Origin of the sequence: Micromonospora sp. CA-248260, from assembly GCF_050942205.1 — a bacterium.
In the GTDB taxonomy this organism is placed as follows: Bacteria; Actinomycetota; Actinomycetes; order Mycobacteriales; family Micromonosporaceae; genus Micromonospora; species Micromonospora antibiotica.
Genome location: NZ_CP192021.1, coordinates 3,519,525 through 3,536,936, shown reverse-complemented (window position 1 = coordinate 3,536,936; position 17,412 = coordinate 3,519,525). Strand labels below are relative to the sequence as shown.

The 17,412-nt window shown below is 70.9% G+C and carries 18 protein-coding genes, 1 pseudogene and 1 riboswitch; of the genes and pseudogenes, 15 read left to right on the top strand and 4 right to left on the bottom strand.

Annotated features, from left to right (window positions below; translation table 11 throughout):
* Positions 1-8 precede the first annotated feature (8 nt).
* From ACQP2H_RS15640 to gcvP, 11 genes are all read left to right on the top strand, one after another.
* Entirely contained in the window at positions 9-974 is a 966-nt protein-coding gene (locus ACQP2H_RS15640; protein ID WP_363822357.1) for a DUF881 domain-containing protein, read from the top strand.
* 56 nt (positions 975-1,030) lie between these two features.
* A complete protein-coding gene (gene gcvH / locus ACQP2H_RS15635) occupies positions 1,031-1,411 on the top strand; it encodes a glycine cleavage system protein GcvH (RefSeq protein ID WP_208565904.1) in 381 nt (126 codons plus the stop codon).
* A gap of 220 nt (positions 1,412-1,631) precedes the next feature.
* Entirely contained in the window at positions 1,632-2,084 is a 453-nt protein-coding gene (gene odhI / locus ACQP2H_RS15630) for an oxoglutarate dehydrogenase inhibitor Odhl (RefSeq protein ID WP_067311506.1), read from the top strand.
* A gap of 50 nt (positions 2,085-2,134) precedes the next feature.
* Positions 2,135-2,830, top strand: a complete 696-nt coding sequence (ftsR, locus tag ACQP2H_RS15625; protein WP_208566438.1) for a transcriptional regulator FtsR — start codon at positions 2,135-2,137, stop codon at positions 2,828-2,830.
* 181 nt (positions 2,831-3,011) lie between these two features.
* Positions 3,012-3,476: a bifunctional nuclease family protein gene (locus tag ACQP2H_RS15620; RefSeq protein ID WP_088647333.1), complete on the top strand. Its 465-nt coding sequence runs from the start codon at positions 3,012-3,014 to the stop codon at positions 3,474-3,476.
* Positions 3,477-3,641: 165 nt separating this feature from the next.
* Positions 3,642-4,253: a MerR family transcriptional regulator gene (locus ACQP2H_RS15615; RefSeq protein ID WP_208565905.1), complete on the top strand. Its 612-nt coding sequence runs from the start codon at positions 3,642-3,644 to the stop codon at positions 4,251-4,253.
* Between the two features lie 344 nt (positions 4,254-4,597).
* Positions 4,598-5,842, top strand: a complete 1,245-nt coding sequence (locus ACQP2H_RS15610) for a nitric oxide synthase oxygenase (RefSeq protein ID WP_433233547.1) — start codon at positions 4,598-4,600, stop codon at positions 5,840-5,842.
* 2 nt (positions 5,843-5,844) lie between these two features.
* Positions 5,845-7,074, top strand: a complete 1,230-nt coding sequence (locus ACQP2H_RS15605; protein ID WP_208565906.1) for a globin domain-containing protein — start codon at positions 5,845-5,847, stop codon at positions 7,072-7,074.
* Complete coding sequence (locus ACQP2H_RS15600) at positions 7,071-7,709, top strand: hypothetical protein (RefSeq protein WP_357533420.1); 639 nt, start codon at positions 7,071-7,073, stop codon at positions 7,707-7,709. Before ACQP2H_RS15605 ends, ACQP2H_RS15600 begins: the two co-directional genes overlap by 4 nt.
* A 49-nt stretch (positions 7,710-7,758) precedes the next feature.
* Complete coding sequence (locus tag ACQP2H_RS15595) at positions 7,759-8,658, top strand: NAD-dependent protein deacetylase (RefSeq protein ID WP_308290744.1); 900 nt, start codon at positions 7,759-7,761, stop codon at positions 8,656-8,658.
* A gap of 78 nt (positions 8,659-8,736) precedes the next feature.
* Positions 8,737-8,834: riboswitch (glycine riboswitch) on the top strand.
* 79 nt (positions 8,835-8,913) lie between these two features.
* Entirely contained in the window at positions 8,914-11,736 is a 2,823-nt protein-coding gene (gene gcvP / locus ACQP2H_RS15590; RefSeq protein WP_433233326.1) for an aminomethyl-transferring glycine dehydrogenase, read from the top strand.
* A 116-nt stretch (positions 11,737-11,852) separates the two neighbouring features.
* Here the strand turns inward: gcvP and ACQP2H_RS15585 are convergent, their stop codons facing one another.
* Entirely contained in the window at positions 11,853-12,053 is a 201-nt protein-coding gene (locus tag ACQP2H_RS15585) for a DUF5999 family protein (protein ID WP_067311530.1), read from the bottom strand.
* 123 nt (positions 12,054-12,176) lie between these two features.
* Here ACQP2H_RS15585 and ACQP2H_RS15580 point away from each other — a divergent pair.
* The 3 genes and pseudogenes from ACQP2H_RS15580 to def all read left to right on the top strand — a co-directional run bounded on the left by ACQP2H_RS15580 (position 12,177) and on the right by def (position 14,703).
* Positions 12,177-13,369: pseudogene (locus ACQP2H_RS15580) on the top strand (chorismate-binding protein).
* Between the two features lie 28 nt (positions 13,370-13,397).
* Entirely contained in the window at positions 13,398-14,183 is a 786-nt protein-coding gene (locus ACQP2H_RS15575) for a TetR/AcrR family transcriptional regulator (RefSeq protein ID WP_219462062.1), read from the top strand.
* Positions 14,184-14,193: 10 nt separating this feature from the next.
* On the top strand, positions 14,194-14,703 hold the full coding sequence (gene def, locus ACQP2H_RS15570; RefSeq protein ID WP_219462061.1) for a peptide deformylase: 510 nt from the start codon (positions 14,194-14,196) through the stop codon (positions 14,701-14,703).
* Between the two features lie 9 nt (positions 14,704-14,712).
* Here def and ACQP2H_RS15565 read toward each other — a convergent pair whose 3' ends face one another.
* Together ACQP2H_RS15565 and ACQP2H_RS15560 are read right to left on the bottom strand one after the other, a co-directional pair.
* Positions 14,713-15,489 carry a GNAT family N-acetyltransferase gene (locus ACQP2H_RS15565; protein ID WP_357533425.1) on the bottom strand — a complete coding sequence of 259 codons (777 nt, stop codon included), beginning with the start codon at positions 15,487-15,489 and terminating at the stop codon, positions 14,713-14,715.
* A gap of 3 nt (positions 15,490-15,492) precedes the next feature.
* A complete protein-coding gene (locus tag ACQP2H_RS15560; RefSeq protein ID WP_208565914.1) occupies positions 15,493-15,840 on the bottom strand; it encodes a winged helix-turn-helix transcriptional regulator in 348 nt (115 codons plus the stop codon).
* Positions 15,841-15,937: 97 nt separating this feature from the next.
* On the opposite strand from ACQP2H_RS15560, the gene ACQP2H_RS15555 reads away from it, so the two are divergent.
* Entirely contained in the window at positions 15,938-16,552 is a 615-nt protein-coding gene (locus tag ACQP2H_RS15555) for a malonic semialdehyde reductase (RefSeq protein WP_208565915.1), read from the top strand.
* Between the two features lie 46 nt (positions 16,553-16,598).
* Here the strand turns inward: ACQP2H_RS15555 and ACQP2H_RS15550 are convergent, their stop codons facing one another.
* Positions 16,599-17,357, bottom strand: coding sequence for a sulfite exporter TauE/SafE family protein (locus tag ACQP2H_RS15550; protein WP_255597581.1), 759 nt, complete (start codon positions 17,355-17,357; stop codon positions 16,599-16,601).
* Between the last annotated feature and the right edge of the window lie 55 nt (positions 17,358-17,412).

Here is a 17,412-nt window from a genome sequence, read left to right as displayed (position 1 = left end):
TTGGTGACGTGAGCGACGAGCATCGGGAGACGGGTACCGGGTGGCCGCAGCCGGAGGCGGGTCGTCCGGCGGTTGGCCCGGATCCGCGTCCGGACGCGCCGGATGCGGACGAGGTGAGTTCGCTGGTGCCGGACGAGGGTGGCCCGGGGTCCGGTGACGACGGCGGCGAGACGGTGAACCTGGCGCAGGTGGCGTCGTCCGGGGCGCGGCCGGTGGAGTCCGGGCCGGTGTCGTCGGCGGCGGAGCCCGTGGAGTCGGCGTCGTCGCGGATGCCGGGTCGGAAGGTGTCGTCGGCGGCGGTGATGATCGCGGCGTTGCTGGCGTTGTTGGGGTTCACGTTGGTGGTGCAGTTGAAGACCACGTCGACGGATCCGACCCTGGCGGCGACCCGGCAGGAGGACCTGGTGCGGATCTTCTCGGATCTGGATTCCCGGGAGAAGCGTCTGCAGCAGGACATCGAGGGCCTGGAGGACAGCCAGCGGCAGTTGCGGTCGGGGGAGCAGGGTCGGCAGGCGGCGTTGGAGGAGGCGACGAAGCGGGCCGACGAGATGGGCATCCTGGCGGGTACGTTGCCGGCGCGGGGGCCGGGGTTGGCGGTGCGGTTCGAGCCGGGTGGCAAGCCGATCCGGGCGGACCGGGTGTTGGATGCGGTGCAGGAGTTGCGGGGTGCGGGTGCGGAGGCGATGCAGATCTCGGGTGGGGATCGGGCGACGGTGCGGATCATCGCCTCGACGTACTTCCTGGACGGGTCGGGGGATGCGTTGGTGGTGGACGGGCGGACGTTGACGGGTCCGTTCACGATCACGGTGATCGGTGATCCGGAGACGATGCGTACCGCGTTGAACATTCCGGGCGGGGTGGCCGCATCGGTTCGCGGTGACGGCGGTAACGTGAGCGTCGAGGATCGTGAGGTTGCCGAGGTTTCGGCGCTGCACGCGCCGTTGAAGCTGGAACACGCCCGTCCGGTCTCCTGAGGCCGGCGCGGCCGCGCCGGGTGGTCCCGGTGCACCGATGGATGAGGGACGCGCTGGTGATTCCTGAGGATCTGCGTTACACCGCCGAGCACGAGTGGGTGGTGGGTGCCGAGGGTGGCACCGTCCGGGTCGGTATCACCCAGTTCGCGCAGGATGCGTTGGGTGACATCGTGTTCGTGCAGTTGCCGGACTCCGGTGTGGTGGTGGAGGCCGGTGAGTCGTTGGGTGAGATCGAGTCGACCAAGAGTGTGTCGGAGCTCTACGCGCCGGTGAGCGGGACGGTGTCGGCGCGTAACGAGGCGTTGGGTGACTCTCCTGAGGTGATCAACTCGGATCCGTACGGTGCGGGTTGGTTGGTGGAGATCGTGCCGGCGGATCCGGCGGCGGTGGATGGTTTGTTGACCGCTGACGCGTACCGTGAGCTCACCGAGAGCTGATTGGTGTCGTGCCGGGCGTGGGTGATGTTTGCCGCGCGTCCGGTTGCCCTGCATTTCGGCGCTGGCTAGGCTCGCCCAGTCGACCGAGAACCCCAAATGGTTGAGCGTTGGGTGATTGCCTTCCTGGGCACGGGGAGCCAGCCGCCGGGTGTGTGATCTGCCCGGCGGCCATACCCGCCGTTATCCTGATGCTGACCGAACTGATCCGTGAGGTGGTCCCATGACGCGCCCAGGCGACGAGTTCCCCCCGCTCGACGTCACTTCGACGCTCAATCTCGGTTCGTTGGACGAAGTGCTGGAGGGTCCGGACACCGATGTGGTGCCGAGTCGGATGTCCGGCTCGTTGCCGCCGGGGATGGCGCTGCTGGTGGTTCGTCGGGGTCCGAATGCGGGTGCCCGGTTCCTGTTGGACCATGATGTGACGACGAGTGGCCGGCATCCGGACAGTGACATCTTCCTGGACGATGTGACGGTGTCGCGGCGGCATGCTGAGTTCCATCGGGATTCGGGGACGTTCACGGTGCGGGACGTGGGGAGCCTGAACGGCACCTACGTGAACCGGGAACGGGTCGAGGCGGCCACGTTGAGCAATGGTGACGAGGTGCAGATCGGTAAGTTCCGGGTGGTGTTCATCGCCGGTCCTCGCCCGGAGGAGGAGGCCGGCCGGGGGTGAACGAGCCTGCGGCCTCCATGCCGTCCGGGGCGGCCCGGTCACACCCGCTGATGAGTATCGGTGAGGTGCTGGGTCAGCTGCGGGTGGAGTTTCCGGACGTCACGATTTCCAAGTTGCGGTTCCTTGAGGCCGAGGGCCTGGTGGAGCCGCAGCGGACGGCGGCGGGTTACCGGAAGTACAGCTGGGACGATGTGGCCCGGTTGCGTTTCGTGTTGACGGCGCAGCGGGATCAGTTTCTGCCGTTGCGGGTGATCCGTGAGCAGTTGGCGCAGTGGGACGGTGGTGACGAGACGCCGGGCCGGCAGCGGCCGACGTTGGTGGCGGTGGGTCCCGGTGGTGAGGTGCCGGGCCGGTCGGTGGAGGAGCCTGAGTCGCAGGTGCGGCTCGGGCGGGCCGATCTGGTGGCGCGTAGTGGGATCGCCGAGTCGACGTTGGGTGAGTTGGAGCGGCTGGGTGTGTTGGTGCCGGATCCGCCGGGGTGGTACGACGCGGATGCGTTGATCATCGCGCGGGCGGTGGCGGGTCTGGCGGCGTACGGGTTGGAGCCTCGGCATCTGCGGGGTTACCGGTCGTCGGCGGATCGTGAGGTGGGTTTGTTCGCGCAGTTGGTGGCGCCGTTGGCGCGGCAGTCGGATCCGGCGGCGCGGGCGCGGGCGGCGGAGACGGCGCGTGAGTTGGTGGCGTTGTCGCAGCAGTTGCATGCGGCGTTGGTGCGGGTGGGGTTGCGGTCGACGTTGGGTCGGTGACCCGGTTCGGTGGTGTGCGCGGAAGGTTCTGCCCCGGGAAGCGTGTCGTAGGCTTGCCGGGGTAACCCCTTTTCTGGCGCGGTGCGGGTGCTGGTGCGGATGGGACGGCCGTGTCGAGGTCCGTGTACCGTGCAGGGACAGGCGCGGTGCGGGTGTAGGTGACAACGACACGGAGGCGGCGGTGCGCGAGCTGAGCGTGGTCGGGGTTCGGGTGGAGCTGCCCAGCAACCAGCCGATCGTCCTGCTCAGGGAAGTCGAGGGCGACCGCTATCTGCCGATCTGGATCGGTGCGGTCGAGGCCACGGCTATCGCTTATGAGCAGCAGGGGGTCAAACCGGCCCGGCCGTTGACGCATGATTTGTTGCGGGACGTGCTGGCGGCGTTGCAGGCGCCGTTGCGGGCGGTGGAGATCACCGAGTTGAAGGAGAACGTCTTCTACGCTGATCTGTTGCTGGGTGACGGGGTGCGGGTGTCGGCCCGGCCGAGTGATTCGATCGCGTTGGCGTTGCGGGTGGGTGCGCCTATTCGTTGTGCGGAGCAGGTCCTCAGTGAGGCGGGGATCGTGATTCCCGACGAGCAGGAGGACGAGGTGGAGAAGTTCCGGGAGTTCCTGGAGCAGGTGCGTCCGGAGGATTTCGCCGGTTGAGGCCGGGTCGTCGTGGTGGCGGCGTCGGTGTGTGGTGTGTCGTCGCGCGGCGTGTCGCGGCGGTTTCTCCGTGGTAACCCCTTGGTGCGGCGTTAGGGTTGCCGTGTCGAGGGGTGGGCGTCGGCGTAGTCGACGTGGTGCCGCACTGACGGGGAGGTTGTCGGGATGCACGAGCCACGGGAGCCTGAGCCAGGCGTGGAGCGGGGCGGGTCGGGCGCGGTGTCGTCGTCGCTGGAGGGCGACGGTGCGGTCGGGTACCGGGGTGTGACGGCCTGTTCGGCGGTGGGGATCAGTTACCGCCAGCTGGACTACTGGGCGCGGACGACGTTGGTGGTGCCGAGTGTCCGGGACGCGTCGGGTTCGGGTACGTCGCGGTTGTATTCGTTTCGGGACCTGGTGGTGTTGAAGGTCGTCAAGCGGTTGTTGGATGCCGGGGTGTCCCTGCAGAACATCCGGAAGGCGATCGAGGCGTTGCGGTCGCGTGGGGTGGAGGACCTGGCGGGGATCACGCTGATCTCGGACGGGACGACGGTGTACGAGTGCCGGTCTCCGGAGGAGGTGGTGGACCTGTTGCAGGGTGGCCAGGGGGTGTTCGGTATCGCGATCGGTGGGGCGTTCAAGGAGATCCAGGGGTCGTTGTCGCATCTGCCGGCGGAGCCGGCGGTGGCCGGGGGTGGGGAGTCCGTGTCGGCTGCGGGTGGTGTCGCGCAGGGGTCGTCGTCGGAGGTGGTGGGTGACGAGTTGGCGGCGCGTCGGGCGCGGCGGCGGGCGGGGTGATTCGTGGTGTCGTCGACGCCGCGGCCGGGGTTCCGGTCGCGGCGTTTTGTTGTGTGGGTGGTGGGGTGTCGTATCGATGTGGCTCGTGACCTGGGTGGTGGGGTGGGCGGGTGGGGTCCATGGTGGATGTTCCCGGGTGGAGTCGGGTTTGTTGACAGCGGTGGTTCGGCCGTGAATCCTGTCCAGGGCGATCACCAGAGAACATCGATCGGTCACGGTGAGTGACGGTTGGTGGTGGCGTCGGGTTGATGCGTGGAGCATGGTGCGGGGGTCGCATCCGTGGTCCCGCCGAGGACGGGAAACGAACCACAGTGCACATTGATCACTATGTCGGCGTGGGTGCCGTGCGGGCCGGTGGTGTCGTCGCCGGTCACGATGCCGGGTCGCGGTGTCCGGTCTCCGCTGTGTCGCCGCCGGGTGTCGCGGTCCACTCCGGTGGGGAGGTGGTGGCGGAGGCGACGGAGTTCCTGGAGGCGTTGCACGCCGAGCGGCAGTTGCCGGGGTTGGCGGCGCGGTTGGCGGAGGTGCGCGAGGAGATCGCGTTGACCGGTTCGTACCGGCACACCCGGGAGGAGTTGGTGTACGGGGCGCGGGTGGCGTGGCGGCAGTCGGCGCGGTGTGTGGGGCGGGTGCGGTGGGCGGGGTTGCGGGTGCGGGACCGTCGGCACGTGACGACGGCGGCGGGTATCGCCGGGGAGTTGTCGGCGCATCTGGCGGCGGGGGACAACGGGGGTCGGATCCAGTCGGTGATCACGGTTTTCGCGCCGGACCGGCCGGGGGTGGGTCCGCGGGCGCGGATCTGGAACGACCAGTTGGTCCGTTACTGCGGTCATCTGCGGGACGACGGTGTGGTGGTGGGTGATCCGGCGCAGGTGGCGATGGTGCGGGCGGCTCGCCGGTTGGGGTGGCGGCCGCCGCCGGTGCCGGGGCGGTTCGACCTGTTGCCGTGGGTGATCGAGACGGCGCACGAGTCGCCGTCGGTGTGGCAGGTGCCGCGGGAGTTGGTGCGGGAGGTGGCGTTGACCCATCCGGACCATCCGTGGTTCGCGGATCTGATGCTGCGTTGGCATGCGCTGCCGGTGATCAGTAACATGCGTCTGCGTATCGGCGGGGTCGACTACAGTTGCGCGCCGTTCAACGGTCACTATCTGGGTGATGAGATCGGGACCCGGAACATGGGTGACCGGCAGCGGTATGACCAGTTGCCGGTGGTGGCGGCGGGGTTGGGGTTGGACACGTCGCGGGAGGACACTCTGTGGCGGGAGCATGCGGCGTTGGTGTTGAACCAGGCGGTGTTGCACTCGTTCCGGGAGGCGGGGGTGCGGGTGTCCGATCCGCACACCGAGTCGGAGTTGTTCATGAAGTTCTGTGCGCAGGAGGAGCGGGCGGGTCGTCCGGTGCACGGTGACTGGTCGTGGCTCAACGGGAGTGTGGGGTGGGCGGCGTTGCACGCGGTGCACCACCGCTACTACGACACCCGGGTCCCGAATCCCAATCTTTGGCAGACTGACCGCGCCTACGACCCGGATGGTGTGGTGGAGATGACGTTGCGTGAGCGTCATGACGTGGCTCGCGCGCAGGAGGACTGAGGATGGACAACGCGGCGTTGCGCCAGAGTTGGAGCCAGTTCTCCGCTGCCGGCCCGGAGGCGGCGAAGTATTTCTATGCCACGTTGTTCGTGGTGGCGCCGGAGGCGCGGTCGATGTTCCCGACGAACATGCAGTATCAGGAGGACAAGCTCCTGGCGGCGTTGGGGCACATCATCACCAGTTTGGACGATCCGGGGGCGTTGTCGGCGTTCGCGCAGCGGTTGGGTGCCGACCATCGGCGGTTCCATGGTCAGGACCAGCGGGGTAATCCGGTGGTGTTGGCGGAGCGGCACTACATCTGGGTGGGTCAGGCGTTGCTGGCGACGTTGGAGCGGTTCCTGGGCCCGTACTTCACGCCGGCGTTGCGGGCGCAGTGGGCGGCGGCGTACGAGTTGGTGGCGAAGCTGATGCTCGATGGTGCGGCGGAGGCGGAACGGACGTCGCCGCCGCACTGGGAGGCGGAGGTGTTGACGGCGGAGCGGCGCCGCGCCGACATCATGGTGTTCACGGTGCGTCCGAACTACCTGTGCAGCTACCGGCCGGGGCAGTCGTTGCCGGTGCAGGTGCCGCAGTTGCGGACGTGGCGGTACCTGTCGCCGGCGAACGCGCCGCGTGCGGACGGGACGATCGAGTTCCATGTGCGGGCGGCGGGCCGGTTCTCCACGCATCTGGTGCGCCGGTTGCGGGCGGGTGAGCGGTTGTTGTTGGGGCATCCGACGGGGACGGCGTTGTCGTCGTTCGACCGGTCGCCGCACCTGCCGTTGTTGTTGATCGCGGGGGGTACGGGGTTGGCGCCGTTGCGGGCGGTGGTGGAGGCGGTGCAGCAGGGTGCGGGGCGGCGCACGACGCTGGTGGTGGGTGGGCGTACCCCGGACGACCTGTATGACGAGGTGGCGGTGTCGCGGTTGGCGGCGTTGTCGCCGGCGGCGGGGTGGCCGCACGGGGGGACGGGGTGGTTGCGGTACGTGCCGACGGTGGAGACGGGTTGGGGTTGGCAGGGGGCGATCGGTCGGGCCGGTGACACGGCGGTGCGGTTGGGGCCGTGGGCGGACACGGAGATCCTGGTGTGTGGCAGCCCGGAGATGACCCGGGAGACGGTGGCGATCCTGGCGCGTTCGGGTGTGGATCCGGAGCAGGTCCTGACGGAAAGCTATGATCATTCCCTCTATCCGCCGCTCGCCGAGGCCGGTGCCGGTGCTCCGCGTGACTTCAGTGGGACGGGTGCCCGATGAGCGTGGACCACTCCGATCGGCTCGGCGCGGAGGAGGGTGAGATCGCCCGCCAGTTGTCGGTGTTGGAGGAGCGGCGGTTCCGGGGCAGTCACTGGTTGTCCGCTGATGAGGTCGCGGCGTTGGTCCGGTCGGCGGATGACCGGATCGGGGTGTTGACGGCGGAGTTGGCGCGGCAGCGGCGGGAGAACCAGGGGCTGCTGAGTCAGGTGGAGATGCTGCGGCACGGGACGTTGCCGAGTAGCGCGCCGCAGGGCCCGGATCCGATGACTGTCGAGTTGGCGATGCGGGCGCAGGACGAGGCGAACCGGACGATCGGTGAGGCCAGCGCGGAGGGCGCGGAGATCATCGCGGATGCGCGGCGGCAGGCTGAGGAGATCGTCGCTGACGCGCACCGGCGGGCCGGTGAGGTGGGTGGGGCGGGGCCGCCGGCCGGTGGGGGTCCGTCGCCGGAGTTGGCGGGGAAGTTGCAGGCGTTGGAGGAGCGGCACGCGGCGGCGTTGGCGGCGGTTGCGGCGGCGCAGCAGCAGCTGAACCGGTGGCAGTCGTATCTGGCGGCGCAGTCGGAGCAGCTGCGGGCGGATGCGGCGGCGGCGGGTGGGGCGAGCGCCCAGCTGCGGGCGGTCCTGGGCGGCTGAGTGGACCCGCAGGGTCGCCGGGGTGCGGCGGCTGAGGCAGCATGGACGGGTGACGGAGACGATCGACGCGTTGGCGGGCCTGGTCGCCGCTGGTGGGGTCGTGGTGTTGAGTGGGGCCGGGTTGTCCACGGAGTCGGGTATTCCCGACTACCGGGGGCCGACGGGTGTGGCCCGCCGGCATCCGCCCATGACGTATCAGGCGTTCACCCGGGAGCCGGCGGCCCGGCGGCGGTACTGGGCGCGTAGTCACCTGGGGTGGCGGATGGTCGCGCGGGCGTCGCCGAACGACGGGCATCGGGCGGTGGCCCGGTTGCAGGCCGCCGGTCTGGTCGACGGGGTGATCACCCAGAACGTCGATGGTCTGCACACGGCGGCGGGTAGCACCGGGGTGGTGGATCTGCATGGCCGCTTGGACACGGTGGTGTGTCTGGGGTGTGGTGACCGCACGTCGCGGGAGGAGCTGGATCGGCGGTTGGTGGCGGCGAACCCGGGGTTCGACGCGACGGTCGCGGTGGTGAATCCGGATGGTGACGTGGAACTCGACGATGAGCGGGTGGCCGCGTTCCGGTTGGTCGACTGCACGCGTTGTGGTGCGGGGATGCTGAAACCGGACGTGGTGTTCTTCGGGGAGACGGTGCCCGCCGACCGGGTGTCGCGGTGTTTCGCGATGGTCGACGCGGCCCGGTCGTTGCTGGTGCTGGGGTCGTCGTTGACGGTGTGGTCGGGGCGGCGGTTCGTGTTGCGGGCGGCGAAACTGGGCACGGCGGTGGTGATCGCCAATCAGGGTGTCACCCGGGGTGACGGGTATGCGGCGCTGCGGGTGGATGCCCCGTTGGGGTGGGTGTTGCCGCAGGTGGTGCAGCGGGTGGTGGCGGGCGCGGACCGCGCTGCGGGTGACGGGGTCGGCGGGTCCGCCCCGGTGGTGGCGGTCACGCCCGTGGCGGGTTGATCTCCGCCCGGTGGGGTCGACCCGGGGGGTACGACATCCGCCGGTAACGGTGGCGCTGGTAGCGTTGACCATGCCGACACCACCCACGCGGGAGAGATCGCCCAGCAGTATCCGGGCGGCGCCGAAGGGGCAGATTCTCCCCGGAACCTCTCAGGCAGAAGGACCGCGACGGGCAGGCACTGTGGAGCGCCGTGCGGCGTGACTCAGGGGGAGGCCGATCCGTCGACCTCGCCCCGTGGAGTCTGGAGCGCACGCATGACCGCAGAACAGTTCGCCGACCGGCACATCGGTCCCGGCCCGGATGACGAGCGCCGCATGTTGGACGTCGTCGGGCACGGCTCGATCGACGAGCTGATGGACGCGGCGATTCCCGAGGTGATCCGGTGGCACGGCTCCCTGGATCTGCCGGCGCCGGCTACGGAGCGGGAGGCGATCGCCGAGCTGCGCGCGTTGGCGTCCCGCAACACGGTCGCGGTGTCGATGATCGGCCTGGGTTACCACGGCACCCACACCCCGGCGGTGATCCGCCGCAACGTGTTGGAGAACCCGGCCTGGTACACGGCGTACACCCCGTACCAGCCGGAGATCAGTCAGGGCCGGTTGGAGGCGCTGCTGAACTTCCAGACGATGGTGACGGACCTGACGGGGTTGGCGACGGCGAACGCGTCGATGCTCGACGAGGCGACGGCGGCGGCGGAGGCGATGACGCTGGCGCGGCGGGCGTCGAAGAGCCGCAGCACGGTGTACGTGGTGGACGCGGACGCGTTGCCGCAGACCGTGGCGGTGCTCGCGGGTCGGGCCGAGCCGCTCGGTATCGAGGTGCGGGTGGTGGACCTGGCCGTGGAGGAGTTGCCGGCGGAGTTCTTCGGTCTGCACCTGCAGTACCCGGGGGCGTCGGGTGCGGTGCGTGACCATGCGCCGCTGGTCGATGCGGCGCACGCGGTGGGGGCGTTGGTGACGGTGGCGGCGGACCTGTTGGCGTTGACGGTGCTGCGGGCGCCGGGGCGCATCGGGGTGGACATCGCGGCGGGCACCACGCAGCGGTTCGGGGTGCCGATGGGTTTCGGTGGGCCGCACGCCGGTTACCTGGCGGTGCGGGCCGGGTTGGAGCGGATGCTGCCGGGTCGGCTGGTCGGGGTGTCCCGGGACGCGGCCGGTGAGCCGGCGTACCGGTTGGCGTTGCAGACGCGGGAGCAGCACATCCGGCGGGAGAAGGCGACCAGCAACATCTGCACCGCGCAGGTGTTGCTGGCGGTGATGGCCGGCATGTACGCCGTGTACCACGGGCCGGACGGGTTGCGGCGGATCGCCGACCGGACCCGGGGGATGGCGTTGCGGTTGGCGGCGGGGTTGCGCGCCGGTGGCGTCGAGGTCGTCGACGGGGTGTTCTTCGACACGGTGACGGCGGTGGTGCCGGGTGGGGCGGCGCGGGTGGTGGCGGCGGCGCGGGAGCGGGGGGTGAACCTGCGGCTGGTCGACGCCGACCGGGTGGGGGTGTCGTGTGACGAGACGACCACCGGGGCGCACCTGGCGGTGGTGTGGGAGGCGTTCGGGGTGGATCCGGTCGTCGGTGACGTGGAGGTGGCGTTGCCGGCGGGGTTGGCGCGGGACACCGACTTCCTGACCCATCCGGTGTTCCGCAGTCACCATTCGGAGACGGCGATGCTGCGGTACCTGCGCCGGTTGGCGGACTTCGACTACGCCCTGGACCGGGGCATGATCCCGTTGGGGTCGTGCACGATGAAGCTGAACGCGACCACCGAGATGGAGCCGGTGACGTGGCCGGAGTTCGCGCATCTGCACCCGTTCGCCCCGGATGAGCAGACCGCCGGTTACCGGGAGCTGATCGGGCAGTTGGAGGGGTGGCTGGCGGAGGTGACCGGGTACGACGCGGTCAGTGTGCAGCCCAACGCCGGGTCGCAGGGGGAGTTGGCGGGGTTGTTGGCGATCCGCGCCTACCACCGGGACCGGGGTGACACCCACCGGGACGTGTGTCTGATCCCGTCGTCGGCGCACGGCACGAACGCCGCGTCGGCGGTGATGGCCGGGATGCGGGTGGTGGTGGTCGCCTGTGACGCCGATGGCAACGTCGACCTGGTCGACCTCGACGCGAAGATCGACAAGCATCGGGACGCTCTCGCGGCGATCATGGTGACGTACCCGTCGACGCACGGGGTGTACGAGACGGGCATCGCGTCGTTGTGCGCGAAGGTCCACGACGCCGGTGGTCAGGTGTACGTCGACGGGGCGAACCTCAACGCGTTGGTCGGGTTCGCCAAGCCGGGCCGGTTCGGGGCGGACGTGTCGCACCTGAACCTGCACAAGACGTTCTGCATTCCGCACGGTGGGGGTGGGCCGGGGGTGGGTCCGGTGGCGGTGCGGTCGCACCTGGCGGCGTACCTGCCGGGGGACCCGTCGGGTGCCCGGGTGCAGGGGGCGCCGGCGATCTCGGCGGCCCGGTACGGGTCGGCGGGGATCCTGCCGATCCCGTGGGCGTACCTGCGGATGATGGGCGCGGCGGGGCTGGCCCGGGCGACGGGGGTGGCGGTGCTGGCGGCGAACTACGTGGCGGTGCGGCTGCGGGAGCACTTCCCGGTGCTGTACGCCGGCAACAAGGGCCTGGTGGCGCACGAGTGCATCCTGGATCTGCGTCCGCTGTCGAAGGCGACCGGGGTCAGTGTCGACGACGTGGCGAAGCGGCTGATCGACTACGGGTTCCACGCGCCGACGATGTCGTTCCCGGTGGCGGGGACGCTGATGGTGGAGCCGACCGAGAGTGAGGACCTGGCCGAGTTGGACCGGTTCTGCGACGCGATGATCGCGATCCGGGCGGAGATCGACCAGGTGGCGTCGGGACAGTGGCCGGCCGGGGACAATCCGCTGGCCAACGCTCCGCACACCGCGGCGATGGTGTCGGCCGACGAGTGGCCGCATCCGTATCCGCGGTCGGTGGGGGCGTACCCGGGTGGGGTGGACCGGGCGGGGAAGTACTGGCCGCCGGTGCGGCGGGTCGACGGCGCGTACGGCGACCGGAACCTGATGTGTTCGTGCCCGGCGCCGGAGGCGTTCGAGGGTTGAGGCGCGGTGCCGGGGCGGCGGACGTGCCGCCCCGGTGCGGCGACCGGGGAGGGCGGCCCCTGTCGGGGGGCCAGCCTGCGATGATGTGGCTGGTGACGCCGACGGACCGTGATCGGTCAGGCGACGAGGGCGTGCCGGGCCGGCCCGCGGTGCGGGGCGATGGTGCTGCCGTCGGGAAGGAGTTCACCGGTGTCCTCGAAGACGATGACACCGTTGCAGAGCAGGCTCCAGCCCTGCTCAGGGAAGCAGGCGATGACCCGGGCGGCGTCCCGGTCGGTCGCTTCGGCGGAAGGGCAGGTGATCTGGTGCTGACACATCGGGTTCTCCGGACTGTGGGGGCACTGTGTCATGGTTCACATGACCAGTGACGCACAGTACCAAGGGACAGCGCACCGGATCGAGCAGCCTTCGGTCATGTTGCCCCGAAATCCGCTGAACGGATGAGCAGGAATGGGCCACCCGGCGTGGAAACGCTCCCAACGGTGCCGGTCGACGTACCGGGGGTGCCGGCGCGGTGCCGCAGCGTGCTCGTCGAACGTGACCGCTTCGAGTGGCGGATCACCGACGGTGGTGACCCGGCCGCGCAGATCGCCGGTTTCCTCGCCGCGCACGGCCTGCCGGTCGACGACCTGACCCGCCCGGCGACCCACCGCACCGACGGCCCCTGCGGCGCCGCCCTGTTCGTCTCCGCCGCCGCCGGCGCCCGGATGGTCGGCGCACCCACCGGCGCGGCCAGCCCGGCACCGGACCTGCCCGACGTCGCCGTCGTCGTCTACGACCACGGCACCCGCCGCCCGCCCCCGACCGGGCCGGTGCCGGGGCACCTGCGGGTCGGCCCCTGGCGGGACAGCTGGACCCCGGGCAGCACGCCGACGCGGTGCGCACCGTCCGGGCCGCCATCGGCCGCGGCGACGTCTACCAGGTCAACGTCGTCGGCCACGCCGCCGCCACCTACACCGGTGACCCGCGGCCCGCGCTGGCCCGCCTCGCCGGCCTGCCCGGCGCCCGCTACGGCGGCACCCTGCACGGCGACCGTTGGACGATCGGCTGTGCCTCACCGGAGACCCTCGTCGCCGTGCACGCCGGCCGGGTCGTCACCCGCCCGATCAAGGGCACCCGCCCGGCCACCGCCGCCGGCCGCCGCGAGCTGCTCGCCTCCGCCAAGGAACGCGCCGAACACGTCATGATCGTCGACCTGGAACGCAACGACCTGGCCCGGATCGCCCGCACCGGTTCGGTGACCGTCGACGACCTGTTCACCGTGCGCCGCTGGTGCGACCTGTGGCAGGCCGAGTCGACCGTGTCCGCGGCCCTCGCCGACGGGATCGGCCTGGCTGACCTGCTGCGCGCCACCTGCCCCGGCGGGTCGGTCACCGGCGCCCCGAAACACGCCGCGCTGGCGTTGGTCGCCGCCGTCGAACCCGTCGGCCGGGGCGCCGGCATGGGCGGGTTCGGCTGGATCGGCCCCGACCACCTCGACCTGGGCCTGACCATCCGCACCGCCGCCGCCGACACCGACCGGTTGCACCTGTGGGCCGGCGGCGGCATCACCTGGGACAGTGACCCCGACGCCGAGGTCGCCGAGGCCGCCGCCAAGGCCGCCCCGGTGCGTGCCCTGCTCGCCGCCGACTGACCACCGCACCGGCCGCTATGGTGGCCGCATGCACGTCGAGTACAGCGGCACCGGCGACCCCGCCCGCAGCCTCGCCCTGCTCTGGCGCACCCGCGAACGCACCAGCCGCAGCGGCGACCTGGGCGTCGACCGGATCGTCCGGGCCGCCATCGACGTCGCCGACACCGACGGACTCGCCGCGCTGTCCATGCGTCGGGTCGCCGAACGTCTCGGCGTGGGCACCATGTCCCTCTACACCCACGTGCCGGGCAAGGGTGAACTGCTCGACCTCATGCTCGACACCGTGCACGGCGAGACCCCCCGACCGGCGGACGTCCCGGGCGGCTGGCGGGACCGCCTGGAACGCGTCGCCCGCGACAACTGGGCGCTGTACCTGCGCCACCCCTGGCTGTTGCAGGTCGCCACCACCCGCCCACCCCTGGGTCCGCAGGTCACCGCACGCTACGACCACGAACTACGTGCCGTCGAGGGTATCGGCCTGACCGACCTGGAGATGGACGCCGTGATCACCCTCGTCGACTCCTACGTCCACGGCGCGGTACGCGGCGCGGTGGAAGCCGCCCAGGCCACCGCCCGCACCGGCCTCACCGACGAACAGTGGTGGCACGCCCACGCCCCCTACCTGGAAAAGGTGATGGACCCGGCCCGTTTCCCCACCGCCGCCCGGGTCGGCGCCGCCGCCGGGCAGGAGTACCAGGCCGCCACCGACCCGACCCGTGCCTTCGACTTCGGACTGGCCCGCATCCTCGACGGTATCGCCGCCCTGGTGGCCGACCGGTGCGCCGGTCCACCGCCGCCGGTGACCCCCCGATAGCCTTCCGGGCATGACCGTACGCCCGATCAGGATCATCGGTGACCCCGTTCTGCGCACCGCCTGCACCCCGGTGACCCGCTTCGACACCGCCCTGCAGCAGCTCGTCGACGACCTGATGGACACCCTCACCGGCGAACCGGGCCGGGCCGGTGTCGCCGCCCCGCAGATCGGCGTCGACGCCCAGGTGTTCGTCTACGACGCCGACGGCCACCGCGGCCACCTGATCAACCCCACCATCGAGTTGTCCGACGAGACCCAGGACGACGACGAGGGGTGCCTGTCCATTCCCGGGCTGTACTTCCCGACCCGCCGGGCCCTGCACGCCACCGTGCACGGCGTGGACCGGCACGGCGACCCGCTGACCATCTCCGGCAGCGGGTTCCTCGCCCGCGCCCTGCAACACGAGACCGACCACCTCGCCGGTCGGCTCTACGTCGACACCCTGCGCGGTGACATCCGCCGCAAGGCGCTGCGGGAGATCCGCGCCGGCCGGTTCGACTCACCGAGCCGCCACCGCTGACCGGCCGGCTCAACCCGCCCCGCTGGTCAGCGTGTACTCACCGAACCGTGCCACCGTGGTGAAACCGAGCCGCCCGTAGAGGCGCACCGCCGTGGTGTTGTCGGCCCGCACGTTCAACGTCACGTGATCGACGCTGTCGCGTAGCCGGGCGCACAGCGCGGCGACGACCGCCTGGGCCAACCCCCGACCCCGCGCCTGCGGGCGGGTGGTCACGTTGCCCACCGCGGCCACCCGGTAGGTCGGCGACCACACGTGCACCCCGGCCACCGCGACCAGCTCACCACCCGCACGTACCCCCAGGTAGTGGCCGGTGTCGAGCATCCGCGGGTCGAACCAGTTACCGGGGTACGCGTCGGCGTACAGGGCCCGCAGCGCCGGCAGGTCCGCCCCGGTCAGCACCTCACCCGAGGTGGCGACCCCGGCCAGCCGACCCGGGTCGGTCAACGCCATCCGCAGGTGCGCCCCCGCCGGGGTGATCACGTACCGGCCCGCGAGGACCTGTTCCAGCCCGGGGGACAGGTGCGCGTACAGCCGGGCGGGCAGCACCGGGGCCAGTTCGTCGAGCAGCGCCGCCGCCGCCGGCCGGTCCTCTTCGGCGGCGAACAGCAGCAGCACCGGCTGTGCCGCCCCGTGGTAGAGCAACGCCACCTGCTCACCCCGACGGAACCACGACGTGTAGGGCCAGAAGAAGTCGTCCAGGTCACCCAACTGGTAGGCGTGCAGCACCGGATCGCGCCGCAGCAGCCCGGCCAGCACGGCACGGTCGTGTTCGGCGCGGACCGGCACCGCTCAGCAACGACCTGCGGGAAGGTTCTCGTCGGCCCAGCGGGCCAGCTCGTCCAGCGCCGGCAGCAGGGCGGCGCCCCGGCCGGTCAGCTGGTAGCTGACCCCCAGCGGGGGGCCCTCCCGCACGGTGCGGCTGACCAGGTCGACCCGGGCCAGCTCACCGAGGCGGTCCGACAGCACCGACTCGCTGATCCCCGGCAGTGCCCGGGCCAGCTCGGCGAAGCCCGCCGGCCCCTGGGCGAGGGTGCCCAGGATCATGCCGTTCCACCGTTTGCCCAGGAACGCGAACGCCCGGGACAGCCCCCCGGGACAGGCGCGGGGCCCGTCGTCGATCGGGGAGCACGTCGTCATAAGCCCAGCATACGTGGTCCGTAACTCACCCTAGCCACTTCGAAAAAACTAGCTGCTACTGTGGTCGCAGCAATCGCCGATCCGACCGGAGGACACCATGACCGACGTACTGCCCAACCACCTGATCACCCTCGACCCGCAGGCCCAGGCCCAACTGTTCACCGAAGCCCGCACCGCCAACACCTTCACCGACACCCCCGTCAGCGACGAACAACTCCACGCGATCTTCGACCTCGCCAAGTACCCACCCACCGCCATGAACGTCCAACCCCTGCGGGTGCTGTTCGTCCGCCCCGGCGAAGGCCGCGACCGCCTCCTCACCCACGTCGCCGAAGGCAACCGCACCAAAACCGCCACCGCCCCCGTCGTCGCCGTCCTCGCCGCCGACACCAACTTCCACGAACACCTCGACACCGTCTTCCCCATCCGCCCCGGCATGCGCGAACACTTCGCCGCCGACCCCACCGTCCGCGACGGCATGGCCCGCTTCAACGCCGGCCTCCAGGTCGGCTACTTCCTGCTCGCCATCCGCGCCGCCGGCCTCGCCGCCGGACCCATGGGCGGATTCGACGCCACCGGCGTCGACAACGAATTCTTCACCGACACCGGCTGGAAGTCCCTGCTCCTGGTCAACATCGGACACCCCGGCCCCGACGCCTGGCACCCCCGCCTGCCCCGCCTCGACTACGACACCGTCGTCCGACACGCCTGAACCACCCCAGACCCACCAGTGGCTGGCCCGCCGAGCACCCACCCGCTCAGCCGGCCAGCCACTGGTCGTAACCCAACCGCACCACCAACGCCACCACCACCACCAGCAACACCACCCGCACGAACCCCGCACCCCGCCGCAACGCCATCCGCGCCCCCACCGCCGCCCCCGCCACGTTGCACACCGCCATCGCCAACCCCAACCACCACCACACGTGCCCCGTCACCGCGAACACCACCAACGCCCCCAGATTCGTCCCCGCGTTGACCACCTTCGCCATCGCCGAACCACCCAGAAAATCCGCCCCCACCAACACCGTGAACGCCACCACCAGGAACGTCCCCGTCCCCGGCCCGATCAACCCGTCGTACAACGCGATACCCACCCCCGCCACCCCCACCGCCGCCACCACCCGCACCCGGGTCCGCCGCGCCGGCACCGCCACCGTCCCCAACCGCGGCCGCAACACCACGAACAACGCCACCCCCACCAACACCACCAACACCACCGGCCGGTACGCCCCCGCCGGCACCACCCCCGCCAACGCCGCACCCACCCCCGCACACCCCACCGCCAACACCGCCGCCGGACCCGCCACCGCCCAATCGACCCGCGTGCGCCGCGCGAACGTCACCGCCGCCGTCGACGTACCCGCGATCGCCGCCAACTTGTTCGTCCCCAACGCCGTCGCCACCGGCACCCCCGGCACCGCCACCAACAACGCCGGCAACAACAACAACCCACCCCCACCGACCACCGCATCCACCCACCCCGCCAGGGCAGCCGCAGCCAGCAGAGTCGTCAACGACACAGGATCCACGGCCGGCCATTCTCCCCACCCCACCCGGCCACCCGCCCGC